Here is a 15428-nt window from a genome sequence, read left to right as displayed (position 1 = left end):
TGGAGGTGCAGAGATGCATAGAGCTGAGCCGTACTAATGACCCCGAGAGTGAGTTGTTGTTTTGTTTACGATAGATCGATGATTGGCCGGACGGATAGTCGGGTAGTGCCCGGTTTCTCTCTGTGGGAAAAAAGACTCACGAGCTATTAGAGATATTGAGAGGTTAGCTTCTCAGACGAGTCAACAGGTTGGTGCTGGTAAGGCGGGTGGACACCTCTATCCATTTCGCACAGAGCCGTTAAGCCCCGTACTGCCGATGGTACTGCTGTCACAAGCGGGAGAGTAGGAAGGTGCCACCTGATGAAACCAAGGCCGGCGATCATTCGATCGCCGGCCTTTTTGTGTTTTAGACCCGTGCACGTTCGGGTTACATTCAGGCGAACTCAACAGCCTGTAAGTTAGGCAGGGTTATTTTTTCCAGCAGTTGCTCTTCTAAAAGTTCAGCCCAGGCGTTCATGTAAGCGATGACGTCTTCTCGTACATTGTGTTTTAAAAAGCGCTTTTCAATAGGAAAGCGTACAAGAACCTGTCGGTCATCCAGTCGTTCCAGGTGTTTTAGGTCTTCCAGTCTTAAGCCTGCATAGAGCATTTCATTAATCAATAAATCGATGGGCATCTGACTTGTTGGGCAGTAGTCGTCTGCCTGTTCGTTCCAGTCACCATGCCGTTGCATCGCATACTGATGAATTTGGTTTTTGCTGAGCTTTGTAAGTTCCTGCGCTAAATTGCCACAGTTGCAGCCTCCCATGTGCCCCCATTGATAGGAAGCGCCATTTTTGAGGTTTTGAGCGGTTCGCCGGAGCGCATTGATCAATTCCGGTGTTGGACGAGCCATAATGGTAACGGTTATGTTTAGCAGAATCTACTGGCGGAACAGCCTGGTTAGTTGTTTTGTTCGCTTGATAAACGAAAAAGCCCACCGGTTAAAGTGGGCTTTTGATTATCGGACTAATTCCATCAAATCCTTATCATTGACTTCTTTTCGAATATCGGCCATATCCAGGAAGCGAGTATAAATGCCGTCGAGCGTCGGTTTATCGTAACGGAAACCGAGCAACTCTAGCCGATGTTTCAGCGCATGGCGTCCGCTACGGGCCGTTAGAACAATTGACGACTTTGGAACGCCGACATCATGTGGGTTCATGATTTCGTAGTTTTCAGAATGCTTTAAAAAACCATCCTGGTGAATTCCGGATGAATGCGCAAATGCATTTCGGCCAACAATGGCTTTATTAGCCTGAACCGGCATACGCATCATTTGAGATACAAGATTACTGACTGGGAACAGGCGCGTCGAATCGATGTTGGTGTAGAGGCCTAATTCTTTTTTCACTTTTATGGCCATCACAACCTCTTCGAGCGATGTGTTACCTGCTCGTTCCCCGATGCCGTTCATAGTCACTTCAACCTGGCGTGCGCCATTCATAACACCCGCCAGTGTATTAGCTGTGGCTAAGCCTAGATCGTTATGGCAGTGAATAGAAATAGTTGCTTTATGAACGTTTGAAACGTGTTCGTAAATGTAGGCTATTTTCTTGCCGTATTCGTCGGGTAGGCAGTAACCAGTCGTATCCGGAATATTTACGACTGTTGCTCCGGCATTAATAACAGATTCGGTCAATTGAGCCAGAAAAGCCAGATCGGCCCGACCGGCATCTTCAGCGTAAAACTCTACGTCTTCCACATACGTCTTGGCATGTTTGACTGCAGCTACCGCCTGTTCAAGAATCTTCTCCCGAGTGCTACTAAACTTATTACGGATATGAATATCGGATGAGCCGATACCGGTATGAATGCGGCCGCGTTTTGCCCACTTAAGTGCTTCACCAGCCGCATCGATATCACCTTTAACGGCCCGGCTAAGTGCACAGATCGTTGGTTCCGTTACCGCTTTCGATATTTCAACGACCGACCGAAAATCGCCGGGACTCGAAATCGGAAAACCAGCTTCGATAATATCGACGCCCATGCGCTCCAATTCTTTGGCAACTACTATTTTCTCTTCAGTAGTTAACTGGCAACCTGGTACCTGTTCGCCGTCTCGCAGTGTGGTATCGAAAATAAAGACTCGTTGACTCATGATCCGATATTGGTAGAATGTATTATTGATCGATTGTAAATAAAAAAGGCCTTTCTAATGGAGAAAAGGCCTTTTTATGACATGTCCATTTCCCCGTTCTAAAAAACGTTTAGTTTTTGCAGTCGGTAGGGTAAAGAAATAGCCATAAAAATCGTTTGCGAAATTTCGCTGGTTGCGTAAATACGCTACAAAAATAACCGTTTTAAAAAATTTAGCAAGGCTGCAGGTAAAATATTTACAAAACTAGGCTGTTGTTATGCCATCAACCGCTGCAAAATTTGTTCGCCCATAGCGTCTGTACCCAGAATTTTCTCGGAAGGAGTAGTGTGATTGGCAATATCACGCGTCCGAAAGCCTGCTTTCAAGACTGCGTCTACCGCGTCTATAATGGCCTGCGATTCTGATTTTAAGCCAAAAGAAATATCCAGCAACAGAGCCACGGACAGAACGGACGCTAATGGATTAGCAAGCCCTTTACCGGTTATATCATGCGCTGAACCGTGAATTGGTTCATAAACCCCCGTGCTATCACCAACGGAAGCAGAGGCCAGCATACCCATTGAGCCGGCAATCTGGCTGGCTTCATCAGTCAGAATATCACCGAACAGATTGCCTGTTACGACTACGTCGAATCGTTTGGGATCTTTAATCAACAGCATGGCAGCCGCATCGATGAACTGATGCTCAAGGGTGACATCTGGGTATTCGGGCGCTATTGCTAGTACCACTTCCCGCCATAAACGGCTGCTTTCCAGAACGTTGGCCTTATCTACTGAACAAAGTTTTTTGCTGCGTGTGCGAGCCGCTTCAAAGGCTTTACGAACGATTCGTTCTACTTCGTACTTGCTGTAAATCATCGTATCATAAGCTGTATTGCCTTCGTCGAGTCGCTCGCGTTTACCGAAATAAACGTCTCCAGTCAGTTCGCGGAAGAACAGAATGTCGGCTCCGCGCAGAATTTCGGGTTTAATGCTCGACGCATCCAGGAGTTCGTCGAAGAGTTTGATCGGGCGAAGGTTGGCGTATAAACCCAGCTCCTTACGCATCTTCAGCAGACCCTGCTCCGGCCGGACCTTCGCCGAGGGGTCATTGTCGTACTTAGGGTGACCGACCGCTCCGAATAGAACGGCATCGGCACTTTTCATCTTGGTTAGGGTTTCGTCGGGTAGGGGCGAGCCGGTTGCTTCGATGGCTACGTGGCCGATGAGGGCTTCGTCGTATGTAAATTCGTGCCCAAATTTCTGAGCGATTACTTCCAGGACCTGCTTGCCAACGGCGGTTACTTCGGCTCCGATACCATCACCAGGAACCACTAGAATGTGTTTTTTCATTGTAAAGAGCAAACCGGCTGAAGAGCGAAAGCGTGAAACGACTCTGGCGCTCTTTCGGTCGGTAAGGCATTTAAAGCTAAACGGAATATAAAAAATAGTAAGGTTTTAGTAGGCTGCTGAGTTTACTGCGGCCGGACGGCTTCGGCAATGACGTTCTTACCAATGACCTGCCCAACGGTCAGTTTATCGAATAGCCGGCTGACCGGGAAAACGACTCGATCATAAAGAATAACCGATTCTTTCGTGATCCGGCCATCTTTGCCCATCCATTTGTAGAGCAACGAGATGAAATAACCGGCAAAATCGTAATATCGGCAATCGGTAACGCGCAACCCGGCATCTTCCAGAATTTGCCGAACCAGCTTTTTATCATAGCGACGGTAATGACCGACGTGCTCGTCCATATTGCTGAAAATTTCCTGCCGGGCAGGAACAAAAACTTTAATGCGTCCTCCAGGCTTAAGCTTGCTGTATAACTCCTTGACAATTTCGCCGTGGTGCTCGATATGTTCGAGTACATTGATGGTGTAAATCAGGTCGTATTTCTTGGTGAGTTGACTGATGTCTGTGTAAACAGGCTGCTTGATCAAGGGCAAAAGCTCCGGGTCGATTTCGGCAGCATCGACACTGCCCAGTGGAAACCGATTGGCGTATTCGCCGTTGCCAGCGCCAAAATCCAGAACGGCTTCACCGGGCCGGATATCGCTGGCGACCCACTTATATAGACCGCTGTTGTAGTTAACAGCGTGACTCATCATGGCTAAATTATCGGATCCGTTATATTCTACTTTTTCTGCTGTTTGCTTGGCCTGACTCATATTTGTTTATGGATGCATGAAACCTGATCGCATTACCGTATTTTCTTACAGAATACGAAGTTATTAAACGAATCGCTATAAATAGTCAAAACAGCTATGTATCGGCCTGAGACGAGCCGTTACTCCAACGTATTCAGCATCTTCTGCGTCGCTTTGATGGCCGATACGGTTTGGTCAGAATCGAGGCCTCGGGTCTTAAATTCCTGTTTTCTGTGTTGCCAAGTGATCGTGGTCTCGCAAAGCGCATCGGTTCGCCCACCGGTTGGCCCTGTTGGTATCCGAACCGCGTAGTCGGTCAAAACGGGCAGGGTAAGTTTCTTTTTGCTGTATATTTTTCTCAGGGCATTCATAAACGCATCATACTGACCATCACCCTGTGCACTTTCTTCAAACAGCTCTTCCTCAATGCGTATCTTCAGCGTAGCCGAAGGTTTAAGGTCTTTTGAGTGAGTCAGTACGTAATTAAGTACCTCCACGCGCGAAGCGATGGTTTTAGTATTCAGAACGTCAGAAATAATGTAGGGCAGATCTTCTCGGGTAACGACCTCTTTCCGATCACCCAGTTCGATCACCCGCTGGGTTACTTTTTTAAGATCATCGTCCGATAGCTGAATACCCAGTTCGCGCAGGTTATTTTCGATATTGGCTTTCCCTGACGTTTTACCCAGGGCGTAGCTGCGTTTGCGTCCGAACCGTTCCGGGAGTAAGGCGTTGAAATACAGATTGTTCTTTTTATCGCCGTCGGCGTGTATACCGGCTGTTTGAGTAAACACATTGTCGCCAACGACGGGTTTGTTGTCAGGAATTCGAAGTCCCGAAAACGTTTCCACGATCTTACTGACCTGATAAAGCGATTTTTCGACGACGCCCAGCTTCACGTCGGGCATAAAATCGCGCAGGGCCGCAATAGCACTGGCCATCGGTGCATTCCCCGCTCGTTCGCCCAGGCCGTTGACGGTCAGGTGCATGCCGTGTGCTCCCGCCCGGATGGCTTCCATCACATTGGCGATACTGAGGTCATAATCATTGTGCGCGTGGAAGTCGAAATGTAACATAGGATAGCGACCGACCAATTGGCTGATAAAGGTGTAGGTTTCTGCCGGGGTGAGTATGCCTAAAGTGTCGGGTAATAAAATCCGGCGAATAGGCTGCGTTTGGAGGAAATCCAGAAACTGAAGCACGTATTCGGGCGAGTTGCGCATGCCATTGCTCCAGTCTTCCAGATAAATATTGACCTGCAGGCCAGACTGCTGCGCTTCCTGAATAAGCTGCTCAATATCCGCAAAATGCTCGCTGGGCTTCTTGCGAAGTTGGTGAGTCAGGTGATTCATAGAGCCCTTGGTCAGCAGGTTCATTACCTTCGCGCCCGACGCCCGCATCCAGTCAAGAGAAGCTTTTCCGTCGACAAAAGTCAGCACCTCGATTTTATCCAGCATACCGGCTTTGGCGGCCCATTCACTAATCTGCCGAACGGCCTCCAGCTCACCCGCCGACACCCGCGCCGAAGCCACTTCGACCCGGTCGACCTTGACTTCGGTGAGCAGCAACTGGGCCAGCGCTAATTTCTCAGACGCAGAAAACGACACTCCACTGGTTTGTTCACCATCGCGGAGTGTCGTGTCCATAATTTCAATGTAACGACGGGGCATAAGTAATGTATAATGAATAATGTATAATGAATGATGGACAATGAACTTACTAATTAGCCATTATACATTATTCATTATACATCTTATTAAAAGGGCCTCGATTCGGCAAAGGATTCGATTTCGTTTTTCATCGATAGTAAGTAATCAATGTCATCGTAGCCGTTAACGAGATTATGTTTTTTGTAGCCGTTTATGTTGAAGCTTTCGCTCTCGCCCGTTGCTAGTAAGGTGACCGTTTGCGAAGGCAGGTCCACTTCCAGCTCGGTTTGGGGGTCGGCTTCGATGGCAGCAAAGATTTTCTCCAGAAATTCGGGACTGACTTGTACAGGCAGAATACCGATGTTCAGCGAGTTGTTGCGGAAAATATCGGCGAAAAAGCTCGACACGACGCACCGGAAACCATAATCGTAGATAGCCCAGGCTGCGTGTTCGCGGCTCGACCCGCTGCCAAAGTTTTTTCCGCCAACCAGAATTTTACCCGAATAGGTCGGATCATTCAGGATAAAATCGGGCTTCGGTGTATCGTCGTTATTGTACCGCCAATCGCGGAACAGATTGTCGCCGAAGCCTTTACGCTCAGTTGCTTTCAGGAAGCGAGCCGGGATTATCTGGTCTGTATCTACGTTCTCGATAGGCATCGGAACGGCCGTGCTACGGAGTATGGTGAATTTGTCGTAAGCCATTTGGATGAATGAATAATGTATAATGAAAAATGAATAAGGATGAATAACGACAACAGGGCTTTAGACTGACCCGAGCCTCCGTTGTGCATTATACATTATCCATTATTCATTGATTAAACCCCTGGGGTCGGTAACAACGCCGGTAACAGCAGCCGCTGCGGCTACCAACGGGCTGGCCAATAACGTACGCGCACCCGGACCCTGACGGCCCTCGAAGTTGCGGTTCGAGGTCGAAACGGCGTATTTGCCCGCGGGTATTTTGTCTTCATTCATCGCCAGGCAGGCGGAACATCCAGGCTGGCGTAGTTGAAAACCAGCCTGAGTCAGAATATCCAGAATACCTTCGTCTTGAATTTGCTTTTCAACGACGTGCGAACCCGGCACTAACCAGGCTGTTACATTGTCGGCTTTCTGACGGCCTTTAACAATCGAGGCAAACGCCCGAAAATCTTCGATCCGGCCATTAGTGCAGCTTCCAAGAAACACGAAATCGACGGGCTTACCGATCATAGATTCGTTTTCCGAGAAACCCATGTACTGCAACGATTTTTTGTAGCTGGCAGCCCCATCTTTTACCGCTTCAGATACCGGAATCCTGTGGGTTACGCCCGTGCCCAGACCTGGGTTCGTCCCGTAGGTGATCTGAGGTTCGATATCGGCCGCATCAAATGTCAGGTCGACGTCGAACGAAGCACCTTCGTCGGTTTTAAGCGATTGCCAGTAAGGCACTAGCTTATCCCACTGTTCTCCTTTGGGAGCCAGTTCACGGCCGTTGAGGTAATTTAGAGTGGTTTGATCAGGGGCAATTATACCACCCCGTGCGCCCATTTCGATGCTCATGTTACAGACCGTCATACGGCCCTCCATGCTCATGTTCTCGAACACGTCGCCGGCATACTCCACGAAATAGCCCGTAGCGCCACTCGCCGAAATCTGCGAAATAATATACAAAATTACGTCTTTGGGTAGCACGCCTTTGCCTACCTTACCGCTCACCGTAATCCGCATTTTCTTCGGCTTCGGCTGCATAATACACTGGGTCGCCAGCACCATTTCGACTTCCGACGTACCGATGCCGAAGGCAATGGCACCGAACGCGCCGTGGGTCGAGGTGTGTGAATCTCCGCAAACGATGGTCATTCCTGGCAGCGTGATGCCATTTTCGGGGCCGACTACATGCACGATCCCGTTTTTGATGTGGCCTAGTCCCCAGTGCGAAATTCCGTATTTCGTGGCGTTACGCTCCAGAGCCGCTAACTGATTAGCGGATAGCGGATCGGCCACCGGTAGGTGCTGATTCAGCGTTGGGGTGTTATGATCGGCAGTAGCGAACGTACGACCGGAAAACATGACGGGTATATGCCGCTCTTCCAGACCCAGAAACGCAACTGGGCTGGTAACTTCATGGATAAAATGCCGGTCGATAAATAAAACATCGGGGCCATCGTCGACATGCCGGACGACGTGTGCATCCCAGACTTTATCGAACAGGGTTTTTGGGGTACTCATAGCAAAGCAGGCATTAAGTAAATTATGTACTTCTCTGCTACAAAATTGATAATTACCAATGGATAATACATCTCGCAATACGCCCAATAAATAGCGGTTTTAGCTCTGATGTATTCTATGGCCGGAAAACTATATTTAGGTATGTAGCTGAGTCGAAGAGTTGGATGTCTGGATTAGACAAGCGGACAACTCATTCGATGGCTGACTGTTTAATCTAGAAAGCAGGCTTGGTAAAGCTTTATTGCTTTTCCCAGTAAATAGTTTTAGTAATAATGCCTTTACGAGCAACGATCTTAAGTTTATTGTCAACCAGCAACAGCTCACAAGTGGCGGTGATGTCTTTTTTAGGGTTGTAAACAATCCCCTTCCATTGACCGTCCACAAACTTGATGTCTTTCAAAACGATGCGTTTGGCCGGATCAATACCTACAAATCCAGTACTGGTTTTACTGATGACAATAAGGGCACCATCGTCGTCGGTTTTATAATTTCCTGCAAGGTTATCACTTGGTTTCTGGGCGAATAAACGGCTGGTAAAACTTAGTAACAGGGTCATTATAAACAGTTTTTGTCTCATGGGGCGATTGGTTTATAAATACTTAAGTCTTTTTATATCGAATAAAACGAGCGGACTAAATAGCTGGGCGGCTATGCCATTCGTAGAAAAGGCTGTGTGGGTCGCGTCGTGCCCGGATGACCTGAAGCCTTTCCAGGTGGTTTTCCGACAGAAATGGGGCGGTACGTTTGTGGAGTCCTTCGTCGGCGAGCTGGATTCCAGTCGACAGGTGAGCCATTTGACGCATTAGATTCGAGGCCCAATCGCCATACTTAGCCGTATCGATGTGATTTTTCCAGGTGCCATACAGCGCCAGGTAAACACTATCTTCTTTTGAATAGGCCATGTTCGTCGATAGCTGGCCTGGGTGCCAATTGAGCCATAAGAAGTGCGATGGCGCAGGAGGAAGCGTTCGGGCAATTTCTTTAATAAATGGCATCAGGTAGTCGAGTGGCGCGTGGGTCCACATATTATCGACGCTCCAGCAGTGGTTTTCAGGATAGTGGCTCATGGTTGTTTTGTACAACATATCGATACCTGGGTCGAAAGCAGGGGTAGCAATAAGGGCTTTGTGCTTTATAGGGCTGTTTTTCATGAATGCCATAGCTTCGTCGTACTCGTCCTCGGTATCGGCAAAAATGGGGGCTATGGCTTCGATGCCTGGCCCAAGCAGGTTCAGCATATTACTGCTCATGAGCAGTTGAAATTCAACAGCCTTCGGGATAGTGGGCCCGACTTCATACGCCCAGTTATATACGTCTTCCAGGTATTTAATATGAAAATCATGAGCGATAACGGCCCGATATTTAGGTAGTACATAGAGTTTCAGATGGAAGCAAATGACAATACCAAAAAAGCCGGGGCCTGCTCCCCGGGCCGCCCAGAACAGGTCTGCATTTTGCTCCGTGTTAGCATGAACCAGTTCGCCATCGGCCGTAATAATGTCGAGGCCAATGACGCTTTGACAGGCAATCCCCAATTTTCGGCCGTTCCAGCCATACCCTCCCTGCAACAGGTATCCACCAATGCATACACCTTTACAATGCCCAGCCGGAAAAAATAGGTTGTGTTTGTACAACGCCTGCATCAGTACGCTACCACCAACGCCAGGGCCTGCTTTGGCTGTCATGGCATCCACGTTGATGTCGTAGCTGTTGAACTGTTTCATCAGCAGTAAAATGCTGTTATCGCGCACATGATTAGCGCTGAAGCTATGCCCACCTGAGCAAACAGTGATTTTCTTTCCAACTGAACGGGCGTATTTCAGGGTAGCGATAATATCCTGAACGGTTTGTGGCTCTACTACCATTTCAGGCCGTTTGCCAGGATCGATTTTGTTGAATAGTGTGTCTAGTACCAGTTTATCGAAACCAGCATCGGCGCGTTGAGTGATGGTGCCTGCTACCTGCAAATCGTTCGGTTGCTGGCTGAATTCGGCGTGGAGCGAGGGCAGGAAAGCCGCCAGGTGAGACATCTCTTCGGAACAATGTCGAAGTAGATCTGGGGCAAATGTTGGGGGTAATAACCGGAACTTTCGGATAATGTCAGCGATGTACGCGGCTACGGCACTGGTTTTGCGGAGGCTGACGTATTGACCACCCAGCCAGAACCTCGACCGCATTTCGGAACCGCCTTCAACGGTCCGGACCTGATGCACCAGATAGCCATAATCGATGGGTAAACTGTCGTGACCCAGGCGCGCGCAGATGTAAACGGCTTTATCGGGCTGGTTGACGGAATCGAACGAGAAGCCAAACTCAATGGGCGATTTAAACTGGATAACGGCGCCCAGTAACTCTTGTCCGATATACTCTTTAATGAGCGAGTTCCGCCCTACATAGGCTACATTGTCTTTCCCATCTTCCCAGCGCGCGCTAACGTGGGCTTTGGGGTGCCATAGTTTATAACGGCTATCCTGACAACCGTGCCAGCCGAACCACCAATCCCACATAGGCGGGGTTACGTTAGGCATGAATGTATGGATGGCTACGTGAATGCTTCCGTCGTCGAATCTGGTATAGCCGTTTTCGCCGTTGGTATATCCGTCCTTTTCCAGATATCTTGCGGCTATAAAAGGAGGCAGGATTTCGGTGGATAAAGGCGAATGGTGTAAGGCTTCCTGCACGTGTGTAGCCAGGGGCAGAAGCTCTTCGTTATAAAATTTAGCGAAAGGAGCAGTGTAGTCCGGTGATTGGTAGCCGGGATAATCTTTTGCCATAGGGTTGAGACGTTTGAAGAGTTCTCAAACCTACCGGGATGAATTGGAAGGTGCACTTGAATTAATTCAAGAAATGCAGCAATCCAGCCTTACTGAGCGGATTGACGGGCTAGCGTCGGTATTTACGTTTTAGTTTGCTTAGCCACTCGGATGAAATGCCCATAAATTCGGCAATAAAGCGAGAAGGAATGCGCTGGATAATCATCGGAAAAGTTCTGATCAGGTATTGATAAAGCTGGTCCGACGTATAGGCAATGATTTTGAGCTTGAAGTCATTTTCTTCCTGTAGGGCGGTTGTTACGACTGAATGATAAAATCGAAAGAAGTTGATATCGGTATAAATCAATGACTCAAGTTGCTGTTTGCTCAGGGTCAGTACCATCGAGTTGGTGATGGCACGTAGCTCACACTTGGTTTTTGTGCCCGAAAAAAAACTGTCCACACAGCTCATAAACGGGTGCAGATCTTCCATGAAGAAATTGATTGTCTTTTCGATCTCAAGGTCTTCGTCGATATACCTGCACACAAAACTTCCCGACAAAATAAAATAGACCTGGTCGCATACCTGACCGGGCCGAATAAGTTGTGATTGATTTTTTACGTTTAGAAATGAAACGTATTGAAGAATATTTTCCAGTGATTGGGGCGATACATTCGCTTTGGTCAATTCGGAAATGAGGTAGGGAGGCAGCATAGTTACAAGAGGATAGCCGTTTAGAAGCGTTGGCTATTCAGACTATAACTATTGGGACGATGAAGCTACCAGGGGTAACCCAGACGAGGTACGATAAGCTTGTTTGGGGGTAAAACCGTATTGTTGCTTGTAAGCTTTGATGAAATGAGATACGCTTTCGTAACCGATTTCGAGACTTACTTCCGATACGTTTTTGGTGGTATTCCGAAGCAGAAAATGGGCATGTTCAAGGCGCTTTCGCCGAATCCAGTGACCAGGCGAAGTGTGAAAATGATCCTCAAAATCCCGTTTAAAAGCCGATAGACTCCGACCGGATATTCTGGCTAATTCACTCATGGCCAAAGGCTTGAGCAGATAAGTACTCATCAGGTAATCAAGGTCTGTTTTCTGACCCTGATAAATGTGCAGCAGGAGCGCCCGTAATTGTCCGATCGAATCGAGTTCGAGTAGATGCAGCAGCAGCTCCTGAAATTTAAGGCGGAGCAGTTCATTGAGGAAAGGGGTTCTAGACCCAAAATAGGGTAATAACGAGTCGATAAAAGTCGTAAAGGCAGCCGAGGATGAAAAAGCCAGAATAAGATCGGATGGCAGGGTCGTTGATGCCGCCTGAAATAGCGTCAGGTGCTGACTAACAAACTCTTTTAATAATTTTTCATTGACGAAAAACACCAAACTGCGGTAGCTGTTGTCGATAGACTCGTTCATTGAATAACAGCCCCGCTGAAAAAACAAAATGTCCCCTTTGTGTACATGTAGCTCCTGGGTGGGGGAACTAAACTTTTTCGCACCCTCCAATACCACGATAACTGCGTGCTCTTCGAAAAAAACCTCGTTCCGTTCCGGATATACGTCGCTCCGATAAGCCACAAAGGTCATCTCCGAACCGTCGGTTCGCTGAATGTTCAGTGACTGAAACTGATCGGGTTGGATGGAAGAAGGAACACGGAGCATGGGTTATACTAAGAACTGGAACAGATCCGGCTGATCATTCAGATACTCGTACACAATACTTTGCGCTTCCATACGCTGAATGAGCGGCTCATAATCTTCGCGGTTTTTTAGCTCGATGCCCACCACCGCCGGTCCGGTTTCGCGGTTCGTTTTCTTGACGTATTCAAACCGGCTGATGTCGTCTGTGGGGCCCAGTACATTCAGAAAGTCGCGGAAGGCGCCGGCCCGTTGTGGAAACCGGATGATGAAATAATGCTTCAGGCCCTCGTATAACAGCGACCGTTCTTTGATCTCCTCCGTGCGGGTAATGTCGTTGTTGCCACCACTGACCAGACACACGACGTTCTTCCCCCGAATTTCGTCCTTTAGTAAGTCCAGCGCGGCAATGGTAAGAGCACCGGCCGGCTCAGCCACGATAGCATCTTCGTCGTATAATTTCAGGATTGTCGTACAGACCTTCCCTTCAGGAATGAGCAGAACACGGTCCAGGTTTTGGCGGCAGACCTCAAAGGTGGTATCGCCCGGTCGTTTGACGGCGGCTCCATCCACAAATTTATCGATCTGATCAAGCGCGATTACGTGGCCTGCGTCGATCGACACTTTCATAGACGGCGATCCCAGTGGCTCAACACCGATGAGTTTGGTTTTGGGGCTTAACTGCTTAAAAACGGCCGAAACGCCGGCTGCCAGACCGCCCCCGCCGATGGCCATCAGCAGGTAATCGATCTTTACGTTGGAGTCTTTAAAAATTTCCAGTCCAACAGTACCCTGGCCTTCCATCACCTGCAAATCGTCGAAGGGATGAACGAACGTGCTGTCATGAGTATTCACAAATTCGATAGCGGCATGAAAAGCATCATCGAACGTGTCGCCAATCAATACGACATCCACGAATTCTTTTCCGAACAGTTTCACCTGCTTTATCTTCTGATTCGGCGTAGTGGTTGGCATAAAAATGGTACCGCGCACGGCCATTTTCCGACAGGCGTAAGCCACACCCTGCGCGTGGTTACCGGCGCTGGCGCATACGACCCCGTTCGCGAGAGATTCGGCCGGCAGGCTAGCCATCTTATTGTAAGCCCCCCGGATTTTATACGACCGGACTACCTGTAAATCTTCCCGCTTGAGGTAAATAGTAGCTCCGTACCGGTCCGAGAGGTTGATGTTCTCCTGTAAGGGCGTATGAGCAGCAATACCCTGAAGCCGCTCGGCAGCCAGGTAAATATTATCGAGGTCGGGGAAGATGATTCGAGCGTCTGTAGGCGTCACATCAGTAATAAAAAATGTACAATGAATAATGTATAATCGGCGAAGTGAGGATGCCCCATCCCAACAAATTTACATTATTCATTGTACATTAACCATGATTGATTTCCAGGCTAGCTCCGCTCCGGCCGTAGCGACCGTACCGCTGCCCCTGCCTGCCACATTTCCGATTCGCGAAGTTCGGCCAGTTCACCTTCCAGCTTCTCGCGGTAATCGGGTTGCGAGTTACGCGTAATGCTGATTTCAGCCTGCTCCTGCGATTTGACAGAATTATACAGTTTTTCGAATACGGGCTTGGTTGCATCGCGGAAAGGTTTCCACCAATCCAGCGCTCCACGTTGCGCCGTAGTCGAGCAGTTGGCGTACATCCAGTCCATGCCGTTTTCGGCGACCAGCGGCATCAGCGACTGAGTCAGCTCTTCGACGGTTTCGTTGAAGGCTTCCGAAGGACTATGGCCATTGGCGCGCAGCACTTCATACTGAGCGGCAAAGATTCCCTGGATAGCGCCCATCAGCGTACCCCGCTCGCCGGTCAGGTCAGAGGTTACTTCTTTATAAAAATCAGTTTCGAACAAATACCCTGACCCCACGCCGATGCCCATGGCGATGGCTTTGTTACGGGCGTTGCCGCTGGCATCCTGATAGATAGCAAAGCTGGAGTTCAGCCCTTTTCCTTCAACGAACAACCGGCGCAGCGAAGTACCTGAGCCTTTAGGAGCCACAAGAAACACGTCGACGTCAGGAGGGGGGATAATACCCGTTTTATCTTTATACGTCACGCCGAAGCCGTGCGAGAAATACAGTGATTTTCCGGGAGTCAGATACTTTTTAACGGTTGGCCAGAGTTCGATCTGAGCCGCATCAGACAATAAGAAACAGATGATCGTGCCTTTTTCGAGGGCTTCTTCGATTTCGAACAGGGTTTCGCCCGGCACCCAGCCATCGGCGACAGCTTTGTCGTAGGTTTTGCCTTTCCGCTGTCCGACGATAACGTTGAAGCCGTTGTCGCGCATATTCAGCGACTGACCTGGGCCCTGTACGCCATAGCCGATCACGGCGATGGTTTCATCGGCCAGCATCTCGCGGGCTTTTTCTAACGGAAATTCTTCCCGCGTTACAACTTGCTCTTCAACTCCTCCGAAATTAATCGTTGCCATTGTTTAATTGGTTTTGGTACTCGTATCTATGGTTACTAATTGGTTACGCAAATAAAAGCCTGCCTTTAGGCTTAGGAATGGGACGGCCTAAGCCCTCGGCCGTCTCCAGCCATTCCTGGATAACTACTTCAGCATTGGATAACGCTTCCTGATATGTTTCGCCGTCAGCCATGCAACCGGGAAGCTCGGGTACTTCAGCGATGAAGCTATCGTCTTCTTCGCTCCAGTAAATGATAATCTCATATTTCGGTCCCATCATCGTCAATGTCTAGCTTATACTTTAGAACCAAATTCCGAACTTGTTTTACCTGATATGCTTTTGCCTGGCCCTGCTTAGACTGAAGATTGATAATTTCTTCAATTCCATCCTTGGAATAAATATGATGGCTTGCCTTTATTCGCTCGTCGAAACCAAGTTTGAGTAATAAATTTCTTACTTCTTCAAAGCTGAAATTGGCGTCAGACTGCCCCCGTAAAAGCTTGATAAGCAATTTTTCAAATTTACTCATTGGTTTT

15 protein-coding genes and 1 rRNA gene are annotated in these 15428 nt (G+C 48.5%); 1 reads left to right on the top strand and 15 read right to left on the bottom strand.

Features of this window, described 5'->3' with window-relative positions:
* The first annotated feature begins 187 nt into the window (after positions 1 to 187).
* Positions 188 to 299 (top strand): 5S ribosomal RNA (gene rrf / locus ACYVC2_RS31990).
* 74 nt (positions 300 to 373) lie between these two features.
* On the opposite strand, the gene ACYVC2_RS31985 is transcribed toward rrf, so the two are convergent.
* The 15 genes from ACYVC2_RS31985 to ACYVC2_RS31915 form a co-directional block, all read right to left on the bottom strand.
* The gene (locus tag ACYVC2_RS31985) at positions 374 to 835 is read right to left on the bottom strand and encodes a hypothetical protein (RefSeq protein WP_461109710.1); all 462 of its coding nucleotides are present in this window, start codon (positions 833 to 835) and stop codon (positions 374 to 376) included.
* A gap of 105 nt (positions 836 to 940) precedes the next feature.
* A complete protein-coding gene (locus ACYVC2_RS31980) occupies positions 941 to 2080 on the bottom strand; it encodes a 2-isopropylmalate synthase (protein WP_461109708.1) in 1140 nt (379 codons plus the stop codon).
* Between the two features lie 254 nt (positions 2081 to 2334).
* Positions 2335 to 3411: a 3-isopropylmalate dehydrogenase gene (leuB, locus tag ACYVC2_RS31975; protein WP_461109706.1), complete on the bottom strand. Its 1077-nt coding sequence runs from the start codon at positions 3409 to 3411 to the stop codon at positions 2335 to 2337.
* Between the two features lie 122 nt (positions 3412 to 3533).
* Positions 3534 to 4169, bottom strand: a complete 636-nt coding sequence (locus ACYVC2_RS31970; RefSeq protein WP_461109704.1) for a class I SAM-dependent methyltransferase — start codon at positions 4167 to 4169, stop codon at positions 3534 to 3536.
* Between the two features lie 179 nt (positions 4170 to 4348).
* Positions 4349 to 5878 (bottom strand): alpha-isopropylmalate synthase regulatory domain-containing protein, encoded by a 1530-nt coding sequence (locus tag ACYVC2_RS31965; protein WP_461109702.1) that lies wholly within the window; start codon positions 5876 to 5878, stop codon positions 4349 to 4351.
* An 86-nt stretch (positions 5879 to 5964) separates the two neighbouring features.
* Positions 5965 to 6561 (bottom strand): 3-isopropylmalate dehydratase small subunit, encoded by a 597-nt coding sequence (gene leuD / locus ACYVC2_RS31960; protein ID WP_461109700.1) that lies wholly within the window; start codon positions 6559 to 6561, stop codon positions 5965 to 5967.
* A 102-nt stretch (positions 6562 to 6663) separates the two neighbouring features.
* A complete protein-coding gene (gene leuC / locus ACYVC2_RS31955; RefSeq protein WP_461109698.1) occupies positions 6664 to 8070 on the bottom strand; it encodes a 3-isopropylmalate dehydratase large subunit in 1407 nt (468 codons plus the stop codon).
* 238 nt (positions 8071 to 8308) lie between these two features.
* Positions 8309 to 8647, bottom strand: coding sequence for a DUF2147 domain-containing protein (locus ACYVC2_RS31950; RefSeq protein WP_461109696.1), 339 nt, complete (start codon positions 8645 to 8647; stop codon positions 8309 to 8311).
* 55 nt (positions 8648 to 8702) lie between these two features.
* A complete protein-coding gene (locus ACYVC2_RS31945) occupies positions 8703 to 10844 on the bottom strand; it encodes a DAPG hydrolase family protein (protein WP_461109694.1) in 2142 nt (713 codons plus the stop codon).
* A 109-nt stretch (positions 10845 to 10953) separates the two neighbouring features.
* Positions 10954 to 11538 (bottom strand): Crp/Fnr family transcriptional regulator, encoded by a 585-nt coding sequence (locus ACYVC2_RS31940; protein WP_461109692.1) that lies wholly within the window; start codon positions 11536 to 11538, stop codon positions 10954 to 10956.
* Between the two features lie 48 nt (positions 11539 to 11586).
* Positions 11587 to 12489, bottom strand: a complete 903-nt coding sequence (locus tag ACYVC2_RS31935) for a helix-turn-helix transcriptional regulator (protein ID WP_461109689.1) — start codon at positions 12487 to 12489, stop codon at positions 11587 to 11589.
* 3 nt (positions 12490 to 12492) lie between these two features.
* Positions 12493 to 13758, bottom strand: coding sequence for a threonine ammonia-lyase IlvA (gene ilvA, locus ACYVC2_RS31930; protein WP_461109687.1), 1266 nt, complete (start codon positions 13756 to 13758; stop codon positions 12493 to 12495).
* 110 nt (positions 13759 to 13868) lie between these two features.
* Entirely contained in the window at positions 13869 to 14912 is a 1044-nt protein-coding gene (gene ilvC, locus ACYVC2_RS31925; RefSeq protein ID WP_461109685.1) for a ketol-acid reductoisomerase, read from the bottom strand.
* A gap of 43 nt (positions 14913 to 14955) precedes the next feature.
* Positions 14956 to 15171: a type II toxin-antitoxin system HicB family antitoxin gene (locus tag ACYVC2_RS31920; RefSeq protein WP_461109683.1), complete on the bottom strand. Its 216-nt coding sequence runs from the start codon at positions 15169 to 15171 to the stop codon at positions 14956 to 14958.
* On the bottom strand, positions 15152 to 15421 hold the full coding sequence (locus tag ACYVC2_RS31915; RefSeq protein WP_461109681.1) for a hypothetical protein: 270 nt from the start codon (positions 15419 to 15421) through the stop codon (positions 15152 to 15154). The genes ACYVC2_RS31920 and ACYVC2_RS31915 overlap by 20 nt, the downstream gene beginning before the upstream one ends.
* Positions 15422 to 15428: the final 7 nt, after the last annotated feature.

It is taken from the genome of Spirosoma koreense, from assembly GCF_054777875.1.
The sequence above is the reverse complement of the archived record's forward strand: the minus strand, read 5'-3'. Positions and strand labels throughout refer to the sequence as shown.